Annotated in this window: 15 protein-coding genes; 12 read left to right on the forward strand and 3 right to left on the reverse strand. The window is 69.3% G+C overall.

The window, feature by feature from the left end; genetic code table 11:
* Positions 1 to 301 precede the first annotated feature (301 nt).
* The 10 genes from FB563_RS06960 (at position 302) to FB563_RS07005 (ending at position 14,973) form a co-directional block, all read left to right on the forward strand.
* The gene (locus tag FB563_RS06960) at positions 302 to 2,083 is read left to right on the forward strand and encodes an ABC transporter ATP-binding protein (protein WP_055709858.1); all 1,782 of its coding nucleotides are present in this window, start codon (positions 302 to 304) and stop codon (positions 2,081 to 2,083) included.
* A gap of 300 nt (positions 2,084 to 2,383) precedes the next feature.
* Positions 2,384 to 4,429: a M4 family metallopeptidase gene (locus tag FB563_RS06965; RefSeq protein WP_055709857.1), complete on the forward strand. Its 2,046-nt coding sequence runs from the start codon at positions 2,384 to 2,386 to the stop codon at positions 4,427 to 4,429.
* Positions 4,430 to 4,666: 237 nt separating this feature from the next.
* Positions 4,667 to 6,322 (forward strand): M4 family metallopeptidase, encoded by a 1,656-nt coding sequence (locus FB563_RS06970; protein WP_055709856.1) that lies wholly within the window; start codon positions 4,667 to 4,669, stop codon positions 6,320 to 6,322.
* 78 nt (positions 6,323 to 6,400) lie between these two features.
* The gene (locus FB563_RS06975; RefSeq protein ID WP_055709855.1) at positions 6,401 to 6,922 is read left to right on the forward strand and encodes a DUF1990 family protein; all 522 of its coding nucleotides are present in this window, start codon (positions 6,401 to 6,403) and stop codon (positions 6,920 to 6,922) included.
* Positions 6,919 to 7,257, forward strand: coding sequence for a hypothetical protein (locus tag FB563_RS06980; RefSeq protein ID WP_055709854.1), 339 nt, complete (start codon positions 6,919 to 6,921; stop codon positions 7,255 to 7,257). The genes FB563_RS06975 and FB563_RS06980 overlap by 4 nt, the downstream gene beginning before the upstream one ends.
* A 93-nt stretch (positions 7,258 to 7,350) precedes the next feature.
* On the forward strand, positions 7,351 to 7,908 hold the full coding sequence (locus tag FB563_RS06985) for a hypothetical protein (RefSeq protein ID WP_234358051.1): 558 nt from the start codon (positions 7,351 to 7,353) through the stop codon (positions 7,906 to 7,908).
* Entirely contained in the window at positions 7,905 to 8,549 is a 645-nt protein-coding gene (locus tag FB563_RS06990; protein ID WP_055709852.1) for a hypothetical protein, read from the forward strand. Before FB563_RS06985 ends, FB563_RS06990 begins: the two co-directional genes overlap by 4 nt.
* Positions 8,549 to 13,264, forward strand: a complete 4,716-nt coding sequence (locus FB563_RS06995; protein WP_079049091.1) for a putative T7SS-secreted protein — start codon at positions 8,549 to 8,551, stop codon at positions 13,262 to 13,264. Before FB563_RS06990 ends, FB563_RS06995 begins: the two co-directional genes overlap by 1 nt.
* Positions 13,261 to 13,521 (forward strand): hypothetical protein, encoded by a 261-nt coding sequence (locus FB563_RS07000; RefSeq protein ID WP_055709851.1) that lies wholly within the window; start codon positions 13,261 to 13,263, stop codon positions 13,519 to 13,521. The genes FB563_RS06995 and FB563_RS07000 overlap by 4 nt, the downstream gene beginning before the upstream one ends.
* 276 nt (positions 13,522 to 13,797) lie before the next feature.
* Positions 13,798 to 14,973 (forward strand): DUF1266 domain-containing protein, encoded by a 1,176-nt coding sequence (locus FB563_RS07005; protein ID WP_234358050.1) that lies wholly within the window; start codon positions 13,798 to 13,800, stop codon positions 14,971 to 14,973.
* 393 nt (positions 14,974 to 15,366) lie between these two features.
* Here the strand turns inward: FB563_RS07005 and FB563_RS07010 are convergent, their stop codons facing one another.
* Entirely contained in the window at positions 15,367 to 16,251 is an 885-nt protein-coding gene (locus FB563_RS07010) for an RpnC/YadD family protein (RefSeq protein ID WP_055709849.1), read from the reverse strand.
* On the reverse strand, positions 16,251 to 16,685 hold the full coding sequence (locus FB563_RS07015) for an ATP-binding protein (protein WP_055709848.1): 435 nt from the start codon (positions 16,683 to 16,685) through the stop codon (positions 16,251 to 16,253). Before FB563_RS07015 ends, FB563_RS07010 begins: the two co-directional genes overlap by 1 nt.
* A gap of 181 nt (positions 16,686 to 16,866) precedes the next feature.
* Between FB563_RS07015 and FB563_RS07020 the strand changes: the two genes are divergently transcribed.
* Both FB563_RS07020 and FB563_RS07025 read left to right on the forward strand, forming a co-directional pair.
* Positions 16,867 to 17,700 (forward strand): helix-turn-helix domain-containing protein, encoded by an 834-nt coding sequence (locus FB563_RS07020; RefSeq protein WP_055709847.1) that lies wholly within the window; start codon positions 16,867 to 16,869, stop codon positions 17,698 to 17,700.
* Between the two features lie 8 nt (positions 17,701 to 17,708).
* Positions 17,709 to 17,888, forward strand: a complete 180-nt coding sequence (locus FB563_RS07025; RefSeq protein ID WP_055709846.1) for a DUF397 domain-containing protein — start codon at positions 17,709 to 17,711, stop codon at positions 17,886 to 17,888.
* A 20-nt stretch (positions 17,889 to 17,908) separates the two neighbouring features.
* Here FB563_RS07025 and FB563_RS07030 read toward each other — a convergent pair whose 3' ends face one another.
* A complete protein-coding gene (locus tag FB563_RS07030; protein WP_142218541.1) occupies positions 17,909 to 20,527 on the reverse strand; it encodes a glycosyltransferase family 1 protein in 2,619 nt (872 codons plus the stop codon).
* Positions 20,528 to 20,785: the final 258 nt, after the last annotated feature.

The following is a 20,785-nucleotide window of genomic DNA, read 5'->3' on the forward strand; positions in this document are numbered from 1 at the left end:
CGCGCCACGAAGCCCAAGGGGTCGTACGGTGACGGCGGGCAAGGCGCCGCAGCGACGGCGGCCGGCCTACGCCCCAGCAGTCCGGTGCCCGCGCGCCACGAAGCCCAAGGGGTCGTACGGTGACGGCGGGCAAGGCGCCGCAGCGACGGCGGCCGGCCGACGCCCCAGCGGCCGGGAGGCCACACGCCGCGATGCCCGAGGGGTCGTACGGTGAGGCAGGGCCCGGGGCCGCAGCGACGGTGGCCGGCCTACACCCCGGCGGTCCGGTGCCCGCGCGCCACGAAGCCCAAGGGGGCGTACGGTGACGGTGGGTGAGGGGCTGCTGCCGGTGGCAGGGCCGGCCCGGGTGCGGCGGGCCGCGCTGCGGCTGGTGCGGGCCGACGGGCGGGCGTTCGCCGCCGCGCTGCTGCTGAACACGCTGGCGGCGGGGGCCGGGCTGGTCGGGCCGTGGTTGGTCGGGCGGATCGTGGACGAGGTGCGGGGCGGGCAGGGGACCGGCGCGGTGGACCGGCTCGCGCCGTGGATCCTGGTGTGCGCGCTGGCCCAGCTGCTGCTGGCCCGCTGGGCGCGTTACGTCGGGTACCGGTTCGGGGAGCGGACGCTGGCCCGGGTGCGCGAGGAGTACGTCGAGCGGGTGCTGGCGCTGCCGGCGTCCGTGGTGGAGCGGGCCGGCACCGGCGATCTGACCGCGCGCGGCACGGCGGACGTGGCGATCGTCGGCACCACCCTGCGGGACGTCGGCCCGGAGCTGCTGGTCAGCGCCGTGCAGGCACTGTTCGTCCTGGTGGCGGTGTTCGCGCTCGACCCGCTGCTGGGGGCGTTCGGGCTGCTCGGGCTGACCCCGATCTGGCTGGCGCTGCGCTGGTATCTGCGGCGGGCCCGGGACGGCTATCTCGCCGAGGGCGCGGCCACCTCCCAGGTCGCGGAGATCATCGCCTCGACGGCGGCCGGCGCCCGGACGGTCGAGGCCTTCGGGCTGCGGGGGCGACGGGTGGCGGCGAGCCGGGACGCGCTGGAGGAGGCCCGCCGTACCCGTCTGTACACGCTGTTCCTGCGCACGATGTTCTTCCCGGCGGTCGAGGTGACGTACACCGTGCCCGTGGTGGGCGTACTGCTGCTCGGCGGCTGGCTGCACCAGCGGGGCGCGGTCGGCGTCGGCGCGGTGGTGGCGGCGGCACTGTACCTGCGGCAGTTCACCGAGCCGCTGGACCAGATCCTGATGCGCGTGGAGCAACTGCAGAGCAGCAGCGCCTCGTTCGCCCGCGTGGAGGGGCTGGCGCAGGCCCCGCGCGGGGAGAGTCCGGCCGGGTCCCCGGTTCCGGCGGACGACCGGATCGACGTGCGCGGGGTCCGGTACGCCTACGAGCGCGGCGGCGAGGTGCTGCGCGGGGTGGACCTGACGGTACGGTCCGGGGAGCGGCTGGCGGTGGTGGGCCCCTCCGGCGCCGGGAAGACGACCCTCAGCCGGCTCCTCGCGGGCATCGACCGGCCCGGCACGGGCGAGGTGACGGTGGGCGGGGTGCCGGTGGCCGAGCTGGCGCCGGAGCTGCTGCGCCGCCAGGTGGTCCTGGTGACACAGGAACACCATGTGTTCCACGGCACGGTCCGCGACAACCTGCTGATCGCCGAGCCGGAGGCCACGGACGAGGAGCTGTGGGCGGCGCTCGCGACGGTCGGGGCCGACGACTGGGTCCGGGCCCTGCCGGACGGCCTCGGCACCCGGCTGGGCGCGGGCGGCCGCGCAACCGACGGCTCCCAGGCGCAGCAACTCGCCCTGGCGCGGGTGGTGCTGGCCGACCCGCACACGCTGATCCTGGACGAGGCGACCGCGCTGCTGGACCCCACGACGGCCCGGCACGCCGAACACGCCCTCGCCGCCGTCCTCCAGGGCCGTACGGTCATCGCCATCGCACACCGGCTCCACACCGCCCACGACGCCGACCGGGTGGCGGTCATGGAGGACGGCCGTCTGACGGAACTGGGCACCCACGAGGACCTGGTGACGGCCGGCGGCGCCTACGCGAACCTGTGGCGGACCTGGCACGGGGATACCGGCGAGGCTCCCAACTCCCTTGTCGGGTAAGGGCGTTGCGGGTACCGCCGAGCCCCCCTGTCCCCTGCCCTGGTGACCGGATCCGTATATCGAACATGAACATCCGGTCAACGGACCATTTCCGGCCAACTTTATGACGCGGTCCTGACAGGAATGGTGATCCCCTGTCACTCTTCCCAGGCCGACTCACAGCAACCCCACCATCACGTCTGCTTCGTGTGAGCCGGCCTGCACGTGGTTCCGCGTACCGCCCTGTTCTGCCCGGACGCCCCAACCCACCGTCCGGTCTCCCCGGCCGCGCGACCCGCGGTCACGCAGAAGGAGTCAGTGTTGAGAAGCAGTTCCTCTCGCAGACGCACCCCCCACGCGTCCCACCGGCGCACCGCCACCGTCGCCCTCGCCGGCGTCGCCGCCCTGATCGCCGCCGCCGTCCAGTCGGGCGCGGCCAGCGCCGCACCGGCGAAGCCCGGGCCCGGAAAGACCGACAAGGCCCATGTGGCCGTGCGGCTCACCCCCTCGCAGCGCGTCGAGCTGATACGCCACGCCGACGCCACCAAGGCCGCCACCGCCCGGTCCCTCGGCCTCGGCGCCCAGGAGAAGCTGGTCGTCAAGGACGTCGTCAAGGACGCCGACGGCACCCTGCACACCCGCTACGAGCGCACCTACGCCGGCCTGCCGGTGCTCGGCGGCGACCTGGTCGTGGACAGCGACAAGTCCGGAAAGACCATGGACGTCATCAAGGCCACCCGAGCCTCCGTGAAGGTCGCCGCTCTCACCCCGGCCGTGTCGAAGGCCACCGCCGAGAAGCAGGCCGTACAGCGCGCCAGGGCCCGGGGCGGGACGAGGTCCGCCGCGGACACCGTCCGCAAGGTGATCTGGGCGGCGACCGGAAGGCCCGTCCTCGCCTACGAGACGGTCGTCGGCGGCCTCCAGGACGACGGCACCCCCAGCCGGCTGCACGTCATCACCGACGCCACCACCGGCAAGAAGCTCTACGAGTACCAGGGCATCGAGACCGGCGTCGGCAACACCCAGTACAGCGGGCAGGTGCAGCTCACCACGACCCAGTCGGGCTCGACGTACACGCTGACCGACGGGGCGCGCGGCGGCCACAAGACGTACAACCTGAACCACGGCACCTCGGGCACCGGGACGCTGTTCTCGCAGAGCAACGACACCTGGGGCAACGGCAGCACGTCCAACGCGGCCACCGCGGGCGCCGACGCGCACTACGGGGCGCAGGAGACCTGGGACTTCTACAAGAACACCTTCGGCCGCAGCGGCATCCGCAACGACGGGGTCGCGGCCTACAGCCGCGTCCATTACAGCAGCAACTACGTCAACGCCTTCTGGGACGACAGCTGCTTCTGCATGACCTATGGCGACGGCTCGAACAACAACGACCCGCTGACCTCGCTCGACGTGGCCGGCCACGAGATGAGCCACGGTGTCACCGCCAACACCGCGGGCCTGGACTACAGCGGTGAGTCCGGCGGCCTGAACGAGGCCACCAGCGACATCATGGGCACCGGCGTGGAGTTCTACGCCAACAACGCCAAGGACCCCGGTGACTACCTCATCGGCGAGAAGATCAACATCAACGGCGACGGCACCCCGCTGCGCTACATGGACAAGCCCAGCAAGGACGGCGGCTCCGCCGACTACTGGTCCTCGTCGGTCGGCAACCTGGACGTCCACTACTCGTCCGGCGTCGCCAACCACTTCTTCTACCTGCTGAGCGAGGGCAGCGGCGCCAAGGTGATCAACGGCGTCAGCTACGACTCGCCGACCGCGGACGGGCTTCCGGTCACCGGCATCGGCCGGGACAAGGCCCTGCAGATCTGGTACAAGGCGCTCACCACCAAGTTCACCTCCACCACCAACTACGCGGACGCCCGCACCGGCACCCTCGCGGCGGCCGGCGAGCTGTACGGCACCTCCAGCACCGAGTACAAGGCGGTGCAGGACGCCTGGGCGGCCGTGGCGGTCGGGTCGCGCTCCGACGGCGGCGGTGGCGGGGGCGGCGGCACGACGTACGAGAGCAACACCTCCGTCGCCATCCCGGACAACGGGCCGGCCGTCACCTCCGGCATCACGGTCTCCGGCAGGAGCGGAAACGCGCCGGGCAACCTCCAGGTGTACGTCGACATCACGCACACCTGGCGGGGGGACCTGGTGATCGACCTCGTCGGCCCCTCGGGCACCGCCTACCGCCTGAAGAACTTCAGCTCCTCGGACTCGGCGGACAACGTGAAGCAGACCTTCACGGTCAACGCCTCCGCCGAACCGGCCAACGGAACCTGGACGCTGAGGGTGCAGGATCAGGCCACCTACGACACCGGAACGATCAACGGCTGGAAGCTGACGTTCCCGTAAACCGACGGCCAAAAGCCCGGGAACTGGGGTCCGTCCGAGGGTCCGGCACCCTCGGACGGCACCGGTTAACACCCCTGAAATGTTTCCCGGACAGTCGCTTTCCGGCCAACATCACTTCAGGGACCTGACATGTACGCGCCCCTGATGTCACCCTTCCTTCACCCGCCGCAGAGCTTCACCCCACCTCTCCGGCCAGTAACCCCACGCTGACCGGACTCCCCACGAGAAGGAGCTTGCGTGACCCCCCGCTACACGCGTCACAAGCGCGCCACCCTGGCCATCGCCACCGCCGTCGCCGCCGGAGCCCTGCTCTCCACGGGTCTGACCACGACCGCCACCGCGGCCGGCGCCGGCAAGAGCGGCGCGACCCTCGCCGCCGCCCCCGCCGCGCTGTCCGACTCGGCCCGTGTCTCCCTGATACAGAAGGCGCAGGCCGACGCCGACCGCACGGCGCAGCAACTCGGCCTCGGCGCCAAGGAGAAGCTGGTCGTCAAGGACGTCGTCAAGGACGTCGACGGCACCGTCCACACCCGTTACGAGCGCACCTACGCCGGCCTGCCGGTGCTCGGCGGCGACCTGGTCGTCCACACGGCCAAGTCGGGCAGGACCGAGGGCGTCACCAAGGCGAACCAGGCGGCCATCAAGGTGGCCTCGCTCAAGCCGCAGATCACCGCCGCCAAGGCCGAGAAGCAGGCGGTGTCCGCCGCCAAGACCCTCGGCTCCGCCAAGTCCACCGCGGACGGCGCGCGCAAGGTGATCTGGGCCGGTTCCGGCAAGCCCGTCCTCGCCTACGAGACGATCGTCGGCGGCCTGCAGGACGACGGCACCCCGAACCAGCTGCACGTCATCACCGACGCCGCCACCGGCAAGAAGCTGTTCGAGTACCAGGGCATCGAGAACGCGACCGGCACCGGAAAGACCCTGTACTCCGGCACCGTCAGCCTCACCACCACGCAGTCGGGCTCGTCGTACAACCTGACCGACGCCACGCGCGGCAGCCACAAGACCTACAACCTGGCCCGCAAGACGTCCGGCAAGGGCACGCTGGTCAGCAACTCGACCAACACCTTCGGCACCGGCACCGCCTCCACCTCCTCCTCCGACCAGACCGCGGCCGCCGACGCCGCCTACGGCGCGCAGGAGACCTGGGACTTCTACAAGTCCACGTTCGGCCGCAGCGGCATCAAGAACGACGGTGTCGGCGCCTACTCCCGCGTCCACTACGGCAGCTCGTACGTCAACGCCTTCTGGGACGACAGCTGCTTCTGCATGACCTACGGCGACGGCCAGGGCAACGCCGACCCGCTGACCTCGCTGGACGTGGCCGGCCACGAGATGAGCCACGGTGTCACCGCCAACACGGCGGGCCTGGACTACAGCGGTGAGTCCGGCGGCCTGAACGAGGCCACCAGCGACATCATGGGCACCGGCGTGGAGTTCTACGCCAACAACGCCAAGGACCCCGGTGACTACCTCATCGGCGAGAAGATCAACATCAACGGCGACGGCACCCCGCTGCGCTACATGGACAAGCCCAGCAAGGACGGCGGCAGCGCCGACTACTGGTCCTCGTCGGTCGGCAACCTGGACGTCCACTACTCGTCCGGCGTCGCGAACCACTTCTTCTACCTCCTCTCGGAGGGCAGCGGTTCGAAGACGATCAACGGGGTGACGTACAACTCGCCCACCTCCAACGGCTCCACGGTCACCGGCATCGGCCGGGACAAGGCGCTGCAGATCTGGTACAAGGCGCTGACCACGTACTTCACGTCGACGACGAACTACAAGGCGGCCCGCACGGGCACCCTGAGCGCGGCGGCGGCGCTGTACGGCTCCAGCAGCACCGAGTACAAGGCGGTGGCCGCGGCCTGGTCGGCGGTCAACGTCAACTAGCCGGATCCGGACGGCATTCGGTGATCGGGCGGTACCCGGGCGGAGGGCGTCCCGGGTACCGCCCTACCCTTGTGACCCATGTCCCCGGCGCCCTTCACCTACGAGCCGGTCGGCGCGACCCGCGACGACCTGACGTACTGCCCGCCCGGCTTCCACCCCATGCTCGTCCGCACCCGCCTCGGCGAGGGCCAGAAGCTCTTCCACCGGGCGGCCGAGGCAGTCCTCACCTGGGAGATGCACCGCGCCATGGGCGTGGGCATCACCGCCACCGCCGACCGCGCGGCCCCCGGCACCGACGTCACGGTCACCCTGGCGGGCCTGATCAAGGCCCCCTGCCGCATCATCTGGACGGTGGAGGAACCCCGCCGGGCCGGCTGGGCCTACGGCACGCTGGAGGGCCACCCCGAATGCGGCGAGGAGGCCTTCGTGGTCGACCGCACCGGCGACGGCACGGTCTGGCTGACGGTGGCGGCCTTCAGCAAGCAGGCCAAGTGGTACGCGAAGGCCGGCGGCCCGGCGACCCGGGGCCTGCAGCACGCGTACGCCCGCCGCTGCGGGGCGGTGCTGCGCAGGCTGTGCGAGGGGCTGTCCGAGGTATGACCCGCAGAGCACTCCTCGTCCCCCTGCAGACAGCAGCGGCCGCCGTACTGCTGATGGCCCACCTGGCCTGGAGTTCCGACACCTTCCAGCACTGCCGGTACCTGGGCCCCTCGACCCGCATGTACCTCACCTCGTGGGCCGGCCTCACCTGCGCCCTGGGCTCCCTGCTGCTCTTCACCACCCTCCCCCGGACCGAACGCCGCGGCCTCGCGGCGGTGTCCGCGGTGCTGGGCGTACTGCTGGCATTCGCGCTGCTGATGACCACCTACTGGCTGTACGCCCCGGACCCGTCCGGCGGGTACGACTGCTCGGGGCTGCACCTGCTCGTGCGGTAGTCCCACCCGCCGGGGTTGGAATTCGGCCGTCCCGCCCGGCGCCTCACCGTTCCCCGTTGCGATGCGCAATGTGCTGATGTGATGATCCGAGACATGTTCGAAAACGGGGGCGCTGCCGAACAGTCGGCGCGAATACGCAGGTCAAGGCTGTACGACTATGTGGACCTGCCCCACGCTGAACAGCAGGAGACGGCCGGGCCGGAGGCATCCGAGGGAGCGGGTTCGCCTGAGCAGGCAGCGACCTCAACCGATGCCTTGGATGCTGTCGAGCGCCGGCGCCGCGAATTCGCCCTGCTGCTGGGCGAGTTCCGCCGAACTGCCGTACTCGTCCCTCTCGACGCGGAGAACAACGGACTGCTCACGGTCGACTTCGGTGGCGTGCGCTGGATCTACGCCTTCTCCAACGAGCACACCATGGCCCGTTTCGCGCTCGCCCGCGGCGAGGCGGGCCGGGAGTGGGAGTACCAACGGTGGCTCGGGGCGCGGCTGCTGGATGCGGCGGTTCCGGCGGTGGGGGTGCCGTGCGGGGTGGCGCTGGATGTGGGATCCGAGGATGAGGGCGCGCTGTTTCCGCCGGTGCGCGGGATCGTGCCGGACGCAGTGGCGGTGGACATCGAGGCACGGGCGACAGCGACGGGGGATGCGCGGTGACCGGTGAACGCGGCAAGGACCTGAAGACGGAAGGTCTGGCGCTGATCGCCAAGGGCCTGACCGATGCCCTGGCGGAATTGAAGGACATCGGCATGATCGGCGAGGCCGGCGCCGGGCGTGGGTTCAACGAGATCGCCCTGTCCGGCATGGAGTTGGGGCACGAGGGGCTGACCGGCGAGTTCCAGTCGTTCTGCGACCGCTGGGAGTGGGGCGTGCGGACGCTGATCATCGAGGGCAACAACTTCGCCCACGACACGGGACTTGCGGCTGGTACCTACTACGAGACCGATCAGTATGTCAGCGGCGCGTTGAAGGTCGGTGCGAACTCGCTGGTAGGCAACCCGCATGCCTCCGAAGCAGACGTCGAGAAGATGAGCTGGGGCCAGTGGGCCGACAGCACGGCGGACGCCTACACCCACCCGGACTACAGCGAGAAGTCCTTCGACAAGGCGTGGGACACCAGCAAGCAGGCCTGGATGGCCAACGGGCGGGACTTCATGCACTCGCAGGCAGCCGAGAACATGGGCGTCCGGCCAGCCGGTATCTCGGATGCCGAGTGGAACAAGTACGTCGACACAGTCTTCCCCGCCTCTCCACAGGCCGGCGCCCAGGGCGCCGGGCAGCAGGGCGGTGAGGGCTGATGGGGTGGGGCAAGGTCGCCAACTCGATCGTGGGCGGTGCCGAGCACCTCTACGACCAGGGCAAGAAGAAGCTCGGTGAAGGCGTCGACTACGTCACCGACGAGGTCGGCAAAGGCCTCGACCACGTCGGGCTGCACGACTGGGCGAACGCGGTCGAGGACTGGGGCGACGGACTGGCCTCCGACCTGGGCGCCACCCCGGGCGAGAAGCAACTCGGCCAGAGCGACGACGCGAGCCAACTCCTCCACGGCAGCCCCCACAGCATCCGCGAGAGCGCCAAACACCTGCGGAAGTTCCACGATGCCTTCGACAAGGTCGGCCAGGGCCTGAGGAAGGTCGACTCCTCCGGCTGGCAGGGCGAGGGCGGGGACGCCTTCCGCAAGAAGTTCGGGGTCCACCCGGCCAAGTGGGCTCAGGCGGCCGACGCCTGCCACACGGCTTCGGCCGCCCTGGAGTCCTACGCCGACACCGTCCAGTGGGCGCAGGGCCAGGCCAAGGAGGCCATCGCCCTCTACGACAAGGGTGTGAAGGCCTCCAAGGACGGCACCGACGCCTACAACAAGAAGGTCGACGCCTACAACGCCAAGGTGAAAGCAGGGCAGGACCCGGGCCCCAAACCCGGCCCGTTCCACGACCCGGGCAAGGCCGACATCACCGAGGCCGTCCACAAACTCGCCGCGGCCCGCAAGCAGCGCAACACCGCCGCCGCCGAAGCCCAGGGCAAGGTCAAAGCGGCCCTCGCCCACGCACCCGCCGAGCCCCCGCCACTGCAACGCCTGGAAAGCGACTTCGGCGACCTCCTTCTGGCCGACACCACCGAAGCGGTCCACTTCGGCGGCGGCGTGATCAAGGGTGCGGCCGGCCTGATCGGCTTCGTCCGCAGCGTGGACCCCACCGACCCGTACAACGTCACACATCCCGCCGAGTACCTCCAAGGCCTGAGCATGACCCTGGCCGGCCTCGTCTCCGCGGACATGCACCCCGACCGGGCCCTGAAGGACATGTGGAACCAGGCCCGCAAGGACCCCGCCGAGTTCGAAGGCCGCATGTTGTCCCAGCTCCCCGTCGGCGACGGCGCCGGAATGGAACTCGGTCTGGCGCGGGACGCGGCGGAAGCGGGACTGACCCGACAGGCGGCGGAAGCAGCGGCACGGAGCGAGGCCCGGACCGGGGCGGAGGGCGCGGGCAGAACGACAGCCCGGCACGAGGTCAACGAGGACCCGGCGCAGCACTCGCACGACGAGAGCAGTACGGAGAGCGGCGGCACGGACCCGATCAATCTGGCCACCGGCAAGATGTACCTGCCGCAGACGGACGTCTCGCTCCCCGGCGCACTGCCGTTGGTCCTGACCCGTCGAGTGGAGTCGGGCTACCACTTGGGCCACTGGTTCGGCCCGTCCTGGTCCTCAACGCTGGACCAGCGCCTGGAGATCGACGCGGAGGGAGTCGTCTACGTCACGGAGGACGGCCTGCTCCTGTCGTACCCGCATCCGGCACCGGGCGTGCCCACCGTGGCGAGCCACGGCCCACGCCTCCCCCTGGACCGGGTGGACGGTGGCTACACGATCACCGACCCGCACACCGGCCAGGTGCGGCACTTCGCCGATCGAGGCGACAGCCTGGCGGTCCTGGAACAGATAGACGACCGCAACGGCAACTGGATCTCCTTCGAGTACGACGTCGAGGGCACCCCTGTAGGCGTGTTCGCGGGCTCCGGCCAGGGCGTCCGCATCACCACGGATGCGGGCCGCGTCACGGCGTACCACTTGACCGCGACAAGCGAGGAACTGAAACGCTTCGCGTACACGGACGGCAACCTCACCGAGGTCTTCAACTCCTCCGGCCTCCCCCTGCGTTTCACCTACGACGAGCGAGGCCGGGTCACTTCCTGGACGGACACGAACGACCGCAGCTACAGCTACGAGTACGACGACCAGGACCGCTGTGTCGCTGAGGGCGGCTCGGCCGGCCACATGACCCTGCGCCTGACCTACGAGGGCCCGAACCCTGCGACAGGCCTGCGCACCACGACGGCCACGACCGGCGAGGGCCGCACCCGCCACTACCTGGTCAACGACACCTGGCAGGTCGTCGCAGAGACAGACGCCCTGGGCGCGCCGACCCGCTACGTCCGCGACCGCCACCACCGCCTGCTCTCCACGACGAACCCGCTGGGCCACACGACGACCTTCGAGTACGACGACGCAGGCAACGTCACCCGAGTGGTTCGCCCGGACGGCCGCGAAGCCCGGGCGGAGTACAACTCCCTGGGCCTGCCGGTGAAGCTGCTGAACCCGGACGGCACGATCATCCGCCAGACGTACGACGACCGGGGCAACCGCACGACGGTGACGGACCCGGCGGGCCAGACGACCCGGTTCACGTACAACGAGGCCGGCCACCTGACGTCGGTCACGGACCCGCTGGGCAACACGACGAGCCTGGTCTGCGACCCCGCGGGCCTCCCGCTGGAGGTCAGGGACCCCCTGGGCGCGGTGACCAGCTACGAACGGGACGCCCTGGGCCGCCCAACCGCGATCAACGACCCCACCGGCGCGACAACCCGCCTGGAATGGTCACTCGAGGGCCACCTGACCCGCCGCACGGCCCCCGACGGCACGACGGAGACGTGGGCGTACGACGGCGAGGGCAACTGCACCAGCCACACCGACCCCCTGGGCGGCGTCTCCCGCTTCGAATACACCCACTTCGACCTGCTGACGGCCCGCACGGGCCCGGACGGCGTCCGCTACGAGTTCGCCCACGACGCGGAGCTCCGCCTGACGAAGGTCACCAACCCGCAGGGCCTGACGTGGACATACGAGTACGACGCGGCAGGCCGCCTGGTGAGGGACACGGACTTCGACGACCGCACACAGAGGTACGAATACGACGCCGCGGGTCGTCTGATCTTCCGCCGCGACCCCCTCGGCCAGGTCACGTCTTTCGAACGCAACGAACTGGGCCAGGTGCTCCGCAAGGACACGGCAGGCCAGGTGACGACGTACGCATACGATTTCACGGACCGACTCGCCCAGGCCACAGGCCCGGACGGCACCACCCTGACCTTGCTGCGCGACCGCCACGGACGCCTCGTCTCGGAGACGGTCAACGACCGCACGGTGACGTACACGTACGACACCCTGGGCCGCCGCACGGGCCGCACCACCCCAACCGGCGCGGTTTCCACTTGGTCGTACGACGCGGCAGGTCGTCGTAACGGCTTGGTGGCATCAGGCCGTTCGATCGACTTCACGTACGACGAAGCGGGCCGCGAGCTGACCCGTCACATCGCCGAAACGATCACTCTCGAGCACACCTTCGACGCGCTGGGCCGCCTGACGACGCAGTCGGTGACCGGCGCGCAGGGCCGCACGCTCCAGCACCGGGCGTACACCTACCGAGCCGACGGCAACGTCAACGGTATCGCCGACCACCTGAACGGCGAGCGCCGCTTCGACCTGGACGCGACGGGCAGGGTGACGGCAGTCCACGCGGCAGGCTGGACGGAGCGATACGCGTACGACGAGGCAGGCAACCAGACCCAGGCGTCCTGGCCGTCGGACCACCCGGGCCAGGAGGCAACGGGCCCACGCACCTACATGGGCACCCGCATCACCCGAGCCGGCAACGTGCGCTACGAACACGACGCACTCGGCCGCATCACCCTCCGCCAGAAGACCCGGCTGTCGAGAAAGCCGGACACATGGCGCTACGAATGGGACGCCGAGGACCGCCTCACGTCGGTGACGACACCGGACGGCACCCGCTGGCGCTACACCTACGACCCCCTGGGCCGCCGCACAGCAAAACTCCGCATGGCCGCCGACGGCGAAACGGTCGTGGAACGGGTGGACTTCACCTGGGACGGCACCACCCTCTGCGAACAGACCACAACTTCTTCCGACCTCCCCAACCCGGTCACCCTCACCTGGGACCACCAGGACCTACGCCCCCTGACCCAAACGGAACGCATCACCGCGGCCGACGCGCCCCAAGAAGAGATCGACTCCCGCTTCTTCGCCATCGTCACCGACCTCGTCGGCACCCCGAACGAACTCATAGACGAACAGGGCGACATAGCTTGGCGCACGAGAGGCGCCCTCTGGGGAACGACGGCGTGGTCGACGAACAGCACCACCTACACACCCCTACGCTTCCCAGGCCAGTACTACGACCCCGAAACGGGCCTCCACTACAACTACTTCCGCCATTACGACCCAGAGACTGCCCGCTACCTCACCCCCGACCCCCTCGGGCTCGGGCCAGCACCCAACCCGTCGACCTATGTGTCAAACCCCCTGTCGTGGACGGACTACCTGGGTCTGGCGCCGGACTACATTTCGATCTACCGGACCCCTAAGGGAGCCCATGCGGAATACGAACTTGCGAACGGCCCAAATCCGGCCAACCACCAGCCTGGAGTAGACATCGGCGGCGGCATCATTTCCGATGGGAAGATCTACTTTGGCGAACGGGATGTCGCAGCCGAGTACGCCGGACCGACGGGCGTCAACTTCGCCAAGGGAATGGTCAAGTACGACATGCATCCGTCGTTCCTTGAGGAATTCGGCGAGCATGCAAAGATTCACGACTACAATGGCCCCAACGGAGCGCCACGTCTGGAGTTCGAGATTCCAGTGGAGAAACTCGATCGCTTCAACGAGCTAACCCATGGCCGCAGCTGGGTTTCCATATTCGGAGGACCGAAATGACGTTCCGGAATCATCAAGAGCTCGACGTCACCGTGGTCGCAGTGGCCCCCGTCGGGTCAAAGGTCGACGCCGATGGTGAGACCGGTTTTATCGATCAGGTGAAGCATCCCTCCTGGTGGGATGACAGCACCGCACCACCTCAGGTTGGAGATCAGCTGCATGTCGTCGTCCTCGACGCAAGCCGGGAGCCGCCCCGGCTCAGCGCGCTTCAGCGGGACATTGACATCGCACGTCGACTACGGGACACCGACACGTAGAAGGCTCCTTGAGAAATACCTCACGGCCAACACACGGCCACCGGCGCCAAAATTCGGCCGACCTGTTCGCCCGTTCCGCGTTCCTGGAACCGGGACCCGCTAGAGACGCAGGATGATTCACTCTAAGTCAGATAGCGTCTTGAGGTGAAACTCCTGCAACAGCACGAGAACAGAAAAGAGAGGTCAGCGAGTCTCATGTCGTTCGGTCCGCCACCCGCTGGAATCGAATCTGCGGCACCCCCTGCCTGGACACCACCAACGCAGATCGAGCAGGCGTTGTTCGAGGCCAAGATGCGTGGGGACTGGGTGGCGTACTTCGCGCGGCTTGCGGAGAACAGGCTGTTCTTCGAGATACAGAAGGACAAGGCAGATGCCACGCCCAGCGCCACGTACGCCGTCTTCGGGCACGATCCGCGTGTCATCGGCGGACGTATCTGGGCCGTCTACACCGAAGGCATGCTGCCGACGCCGGAACCTCACCGAGTGTTCGACTGGAACTTCGTTGAATGGTTCCCCAAGGTGTGGAAGCCGACCGATCCACCGTTCATCGTTGTAAACCCGGGCAGTCCTTGCGAGGCGTTCCTTCCCTCCGCACCGCCACACTCGGCGGCTTGGGCACAGTTCGGCGAGCAGGCTCCGGATCGGAAGCGGTCACAGCAGCTGCACACCCTCCGCTTCGGCGGCCCCCTGCACGGCACCGTCGCCCACGGCCTCGCCTGTGGTGCACTCCTGTGTGTCCACAACGGCTCCTTCTGGAACGCCATGGCCTGGCACGGCATGGGATACCCGGGTGAGCGGAAACGGCTTCGCGAGTGGTGGGGCATTACCACCCGCGAGGAGTGGCAGTACTACCTCCGCGACCTCCTTGCCTGCGATCAGCACAGCTCGGTCTGGGACTTCGCCCTCCGGCTGCGCAGGACCATCGCCCGGGACTTCGGCGGTTACGTCGACGTGGGGTACTGGCGGCAGGCCGCCACCAACGTCATCCGGGCGACCTCCGAAGGGACGGTTGTCGTCAGCGAAGAGGGCGTCACGAAGACAGAGCCCCGGCCCGAGTCCGAGGTGCAGGCCCGGATCGAGGGCGTGCACCGGCTCATCGGGCGCATCACCCGCTATGAGGCCCGCATGCGTGCCGACGGCGTGCTCGATGAGAACCGGTACGTCTTCTCCGTTGACGCCTGGGACCTCGGCCGTGCATCGAAGATGGCCCGGTGGGGACTCGGAGCCCGGTTCGGAACGCTCGAGGAGGCCGAGTCCGCCGTCATCCAGGCCGGCCGTGCCGCCGCTCGGTCCTACAAGTCGTGGCGCGACTTCTCCGCCGGCTACATCCTCGGCCGCTCCCTCCACTTCGACGAGGAGGAATTCGGTCCCTGGTACGAGGACATGGTCAGCGCCCACCGGATCCTGATGTCCGACCCCGACAGCCCCTGGCTCACCATCCCCTTCCGCTGACCGCATCGGGACGCACAGCCGACGCGACAAATGGCAGTCTTGGGCTGCCTGGAAGCCCCGATCACCAGCCGGGCCTGCGCGTTTACTCACCCCCCTGGCACGCATCTTCCACTTCTGGCATCACCCACCGACCGCAAGCCGCTGAGCCCGCCCCTTGCACGCGCGCCGGGACCGCCCGCTGGCCGACAGCACGCGCCCGGCCCACGGATGCCCGCAGGCACCGGTGAGGGCCATTGCCCTTCCGGGCCGCTCGCTCGCTTCTTCCCCGTGCTGGAGCGAGGTGTGTCAAGGGTGGCCCGGAGGGCCATCGGCGCAGCCGACGCGCAGCGCCCTTGACTCACCTCGCGGAGGCACGAGAATCGCCGAGAAGCGAGCGGCCCAACGGTCACTTGCTCACTCGTCGGCGAACAACTCCGTCGCGTCCGTGGCGTGTACGGCGCGCTGGGCCCATGCCTCCAGTTGGTCCAGGTCCGTGCAGGCCAGCACGCGCTCCCGGACGGTGTCGGGGACCGGGATGTCACGCCATTCCAGGACGCGGAGCACCATCTCGGCCTTGGCCTCAGCCCGGCCCTGTTCCCTGCCTTCCGCGCGTACCTGCTCGGCCAGCGGGTGTCGCCAGAAGTACTGGATCGCCGTCATCAGGTCCCTCCACATTTGCTTCGCCTGGGGGTCGGCCAGGCAGGAGTCGACGAACTGCACGAAGACTGCGGCACTGTCTGGGTCGATGGTCCGCAGGGCAGCGGCCAGCGATTCCAGTATGGCCGGAGCCTGCGGTCCACGCCCGTGTGTCATGGCCGACAGCACCGCAAGGGGGACGTCCTTCTCGGCCTGCCGCTCGTCCGCGATGACCGGCACGTTGTCCGGACCCAGCACCAGCGGCCGTACGGTCAGCGACTCCCAGCCCGGGAAGCCGAGCCGGATCGGGCGGCACGCCCACTTGGCCGTGCGGCTGCTCTGGGTGATGACGATGAGCACCGGCTCGCAGCGGTACTTCTCGTACAGGTAGCTCAGGTAGTACGGCCAGCTGCCCCGCTTGCGCCCGTCCACCTTCCCCTGCGACTCCACCACCAGCAGATACGTGCCCTCGTCCGTCTCTGCTCGCAGCAGCGTGTCCACCCGGCGCTCGACCGGTTCGATCTCGGTCAGGTCGATGTTCAGCGCCGCGATCTCCCTGGGCTCTGGGAACGGCACGTGCAGGACCTTCTGTAACGCCTTCGTCAGCAGCGTCGGATCCTTCTGGAAGATCCGGTGCAACGCCTCATGCGACGAGCCGACCATCACGCCACTCCCAGCTCGCACCACACGAACTTCCCCCGGTCCCCGAACCGGGCCGTCGGCTGCCACCCCCAGTACTCCGCGCACGCCCTCACCAGCCCCAGCCCCCGCCCGTCCTCCAGCTCCAGGTCCGCCACCTGCTCCAGCGGGCGCGGAGGGTCCGGTGGGGCCGGGTCCGTGTCCCACGCCCCGATCCACACCATGCCCTCCGGGGTACGGCGGACCCTCAGCGCGGCCGGCCCCTTCGTGTGCCGCACGGCGTTCGACACCAGCTCCGCCGCCAACAGCTCCGCCGTGTCGACCAGGCCGATCAGACCGTGCAGGGTCAGGATCAGGCGCAGAGTGCGGCGGCACACCGTCACCGCTCTGAGGTCGTTCGGGACGTAGAGGGTGTAGTCCCAGGACTCAGGAGACTCGGAGGGCTCGTTTTCGGGCATGCGTCATCACCTCCGGTGAGTGAGTGGGTGCTTGCTCGCACGGTGGCCTGCCGCAGCCGTCATGGCAGGACGGAGCGGTGCACTTCCTCTGCGTGTGCGCTACGTCACCGACGGTAGGGGTAATCTGTTACCCGTGGCAAGCTGATCGCGTGATCCGCCCCCGATAGAGCAGGAGCAACTCATGGTCCAGAGGCGCGAACCAACGGCACGTCAGTTGCGCCTGGGGCTCGAACTGCGCAGGCTCCGCGAGGCGGCCGGACTCACAGCCATCCAAGCGGCAGCACTACTCGGGATGAACAGGGCCCAGATCAGCCACATCGAGTCGGGGCTCATCGGAGTGAGCGAGGAGCGGCTGCGTCGACTCGCCTCCCATTACGCCTGTGCGGACGGTGAGTTCGTCGAGGCTCTGGTCGAGATGGCCACTGACAGGACACGCGGCTGGTGGGAGGCGTACCGGGGGCTCCTTCCCACGTCCTTCCTGGACCTGTCCGAGCTGGAGTACCACGCCCGGTTCCTGCGCCACGTGGCAATCCTGTACGTGCCGGGCCTGCTGCAGACGGAGGACTACGCCCGTGCCGTCTTCTCGTCGAGGTTGCCTGAACTCACCGAAGAAGAACTTGAGTTGCGCATTCGACACCGAAAGGAGCGCCAGAAGATCACCATCCCATACAAGGCGCTGATCCATGAGGCGGCACTTCGCATCAGGGTCAGTGGCCGAGCCACCTCGAAGGCACAGCTCGCCAGGCTCCTTGAGCTCTCCGAAGCAGACCACGTCACCCTGCGCGTCATCCCCTTCGACCTGGACGGCTTTGCCGCGTCAAGCGCGATGACATACGCCAGCGGCCCCTTGCCCCAGCTGGACACGGTGGTACGAGACGCGCCCCATGGCACAGTCTTCATCGATTCCGAGGCTCAGCTCAACATTTATCGAACGCGCTTCCGTATGGTGGAGGCTGTATCACTCGAACCGGTCGAGTCCCGTGGCTTCATCCACCGGCTGGCAAAGGAGCTGTGAGGCACCCCATGGACAACTGGCGGAAATCCTCTTACTCGGGCGAGGGCGACGGCAACGAGTGCCTCGAGATCGCCAACACCCGCACGCACGTCGCCGTCCGCGACTCCAAGGACCCGGCCGCCGGCACCCTCACCGTCCCGGCCGGGTCCTTCGCCCTCTTCATCGAGGCCCTGAAGAAGACGCCGTAACCCGCGGACCGCGGGAGTCGCTACCGCAACAAAACCCCCGCCCCCTCCACCCCCTCCTCCGAAGGCACCGCCACCAGACCCATCTCCGCGGCGGAGGAGAGCAACCGGTGGGCCGGGAGGATGCGGACCGTGTAGCCGTACGGACCCGTGCGGTCCAGGGCCAGCGGGCCCTCGTACAGCAGGCGGCCCTCCAGGTCCGGAGCGCCCGCCGGCTTCAGCGGGACCACTGTCGCGTCCGTGATGCGGTCCTCCGCGTCCACCCGGCCCGACACCGCCTGGACCTCGACGTCGTCGGGGGTCAGCGAACCGAGGGCCACCCGCACCCGCAGGCCCACCGTCGTGCCCAGCTCCGCCGTGGCCGTCGGCGCCGTCGTCTCCACGTGGTCCACGCTCACCCCTGCCCAGGCCGCCCGCACCCGGGCCTTCCAGGCGGCCAGGTCGCTCGCCGTGTCCGGGGTCAGGGCGCGGTGCGCGTGCGCGGCGGGGACGTAGAGGCGGTCGACGTACTCGCGGACCATGCGGCCGGCCAGCACCTTCGGACCCAGCAGACTCAACGTCTGGCGGACCATCGCGATCCAGCGGTCCGGCAACCCGCCCCGCCCTCGCTCGTAGAAGCGCGGGGTCACCCGCTGCTCCAGCAGGTCGTAGAGCGCCGCCGCCTCGATGTCGTCCCGGCGGTCCGGGTCCGTGCCCGCGCCGTCGGCCGTCGGGATGGCCCAGCCGAAGTCCGGCTGGAACCATTCGTCCCACCAGCCGTCCAGGACGGAGAGGTTGAGGCAGCCGTTGAGCGCCGCCTTCATGCCGCTCGTCCCACACGCTTCCAGGGGCCTGAGCGGGTTGTTCAGCCAGATGTCACAGCCGGGGTAGAGCTTCTGCGCCATCGCCATGCCGTAGTCGGGGAGGAAGACGATGCGGTGGCGGACCCGTGGGTCGTCGGCGAAGCGGACCAGCTCCTGGACCAGGCGTTTGCCGCTGTCGTCCGCCGGGTGTGCCTTGCCCGCCACGACGATCTGGATCGGGTGGTCCGGGTGGAGCAGCAGCTCCATCAGGCGGTCCCGGTCCCTCAGCATCAGCGTCAGGCGTTTGTACGACGGCACGCGGCGCGCGAAGCCGATCGTCAGGACGTCCGGGTCCAGGACCCCGTCGATCCAGCCCAACTCGGCGTCTCCGGCACCGCGTTGACGCCATGACGCCCGCAGTCGCTCCCGTACCTCCAGCACCAGCTGTTCGCGCAGGGTGCGGCGCAGCTCCCAGATCTCCTGGTCCTCGATCTCCGCGACCGAGTCCCAGCGCTCGGAGCCGCCCACGGTCAGCGCGTCCTCGGCCCGCTCCGAGCCGACCTGGCGGGCGCCCAGGCGCAGCACCTCCGGGGCGACCCAGGTCGGCGCGTGCACCCCGTTGGTCACGGAGGTGATCGGCACCTCGTCGGGGTCGAATCCCGGCCACAGGCCCGCGAACATCTCCCGGCTGACGTGCCCGTGCAGCAGGGACACGCCGTTCGCCCGCTGGGCCAGCCTGAGCCCCATCACCGCCATGTTGAACAGGTTCGGCTCGCCACCCGGGTACGTCTCCATACCGAGGGTGAGGATCCGCTGCACGTCGATGCCGGGGAGCTCGGCGTCCGCCCCGAAGTGCCGGGCGACCAGCTCCCGGTCGAAGCGGTCGATGCCGGCCGGGACGGGAGTGTGGGTGGTGAAGACCGTGCCGCCGCGCACCGCCTCCAGGGAGGAGTCGAAGTCCAGTCCGGCGGCGCAGAGTTCGGCGATCCGCTCCAGCCCGAGGAAACCCGCGTGTCCCTCGTTGGTGTGGAACACCTCGGGGTGCGGGTGGCCGGTGAGGCGGCAGTAGGTCCGTACCGCCCGGACACCCCCTATCCCCAGCAGCATCTCCTGCAGCAGCCGGTGCTCGCTGCCGCCGCCGTAGAGCCGGTCGGTCACCCCGCGTTCGCCGAGGTCGTTCTCCTCCACGTCCGAGTCCAGGAGCAGCAGCGGCACCCTGCCCACCTGGGCCAGCCAGATCCGGGCGTGCAGCGCCCTGCCGCCGGGCAGCGCGAGGGAGACCTGGGCCAGGGTGCCGTTGGCCTCCTTCAGCTGGGTGAGGGGCAGTTCGTTGGGGTCGAGCACCGGGTAGTGCTCCTGCTGCCAGCCGTCGCGGGACAGGGTCTGCCGGAAGTACCCGTGCCGGTACAGCAGGCCGACACCGATCAGGGGTACGCCCAGGTCGCTGGCGGCCTTGAGGTGGTCGCCCGCCAGGATGCCGAGGCCGCCGGAGTACTGGGGCAGCGCGGCCGTGATGCCGAACTCCGGGGAGAAGTAGGCGATGGCCGCGGGCATGCCGGCCGCCTGGGTCTGGTACCAGCGATCGCCGGTCAGATAGTCGTCGAGGTCGTCGGCGACGGCGGTGAGGCGGCGCAGGAACCGCCGGTCCCCGGCCAGCTCGGCCAGCCGCGCCGGTCGCACCCGGCCCAGTATCCGCACCGGGTCGCCCCCGGCGGCGGCCCATGCCTCGGGGTCGACGGACTGGAACAGATCGCGCGTTTCCGCATGCCAGGACCAGCGCAGATTGCGCGCCAGGTCACTCAGCGGCCGGAGGGGTTCGGGGAGAACGGGACGGACGGTGAACCGACGGATCGCCTTCACATGCCACCTCGGACGCGTCGCGGAGTGAGACGCACGGCGCTGTACGTCTCGTCGTCAACCTCGACGGTAGTGGTTACCGGAGGGTCGGTGGGGAGGCTCCCGGCGGGGGTGTCGGGGGCGTCAAGGAGCGGCGCGCGGGCACCCGGAAAAAGGGGGCCGGTCTTGTGGGTGGACATACGCGGGAGTAGTTAACAAAGTTCCGGATTGCCCACCCGAACAGGGTGGGAAGGCTCCTCCGGTACGGCCCCACAGGCGTCC

The organism is Streptomyces puniciscabiei, assembly GCF_006715785.1.
Taxonomy (GTDB): Bacteria; Actinomycetota; Actinomycetes; order Streptomycetales; family Streptomycetaceae; genus Streptomyces; species Streptomyces puniciscabiei.

Excerpts from the sequence above, each read along its gene's own strand:
- FB563_RS06975 (WP_055709855.1), top strand. The coding sequence starts at position 6,401 with ATGTCCCCGGCGCCCTTCACCTACGAGCCGGTCGGCGCGACCCGCGAC.
- FB563_RS06980 (WP_055709854.1), top strand. The coding sequence starts at position 6,919 with ATGACCCGCAGAGCACTCCTCGTCCCCCTGCAGACAGCAGCGGCCGCC.
- FB563_RS06985 (WP_234358051.1), top strand. The coding sequence starts at position 7,351 with ATGTTCGAAAACGGGGGCGCTGCCGAACAGTCGGCGCGAATACGCAGG.
- FB563_RS06995 (WP_079049091.1), top strand. The coding sequence starts at position 8,549 with ATGGGGTGGGGCAAGGTCGCCAACTCGATCGTGGGCGGTGCCGAGCAC.
- FB563_RS07000 (WP_055709851.1), top strand. The coding sequence starts at position 13,261 with ATGACGTTCCGGAATCATCAAGAGCTCGACGTCACCGTGGTCGCAGTG.
- FB563_RS07010 (WP_055709849.1), bottom strand. The coding sequence starts at position 16,251 with ATGGTCGGCTCGTCGCATGAGGCGTTGCACCGGATCTTCCAGAAGGAT.
- FB563_RS07015 (WP_055709848.1), bottom strand. The coding sequence starts at position 16,685 with ATGCCCGAAAACGAGCCCTCCGAGTCTCCTGAGTCCTGGGACTACACC.
- FB563_RS07020 (WP_055709847.1), top strand. The coding sequence starts at position 16,867 with ATGGTCCAGAGGCGCGAACCAACGGCACGTCAGTTGCGCCTGGGGCTC.
- FB563_RS07025 (WP_055709846.1), top strand. The coding sequence starts at position 17,709 with ATGGACAACTGGCGGAAATCCTCTTACTCGGGCGAGGGCGACGGCAAC.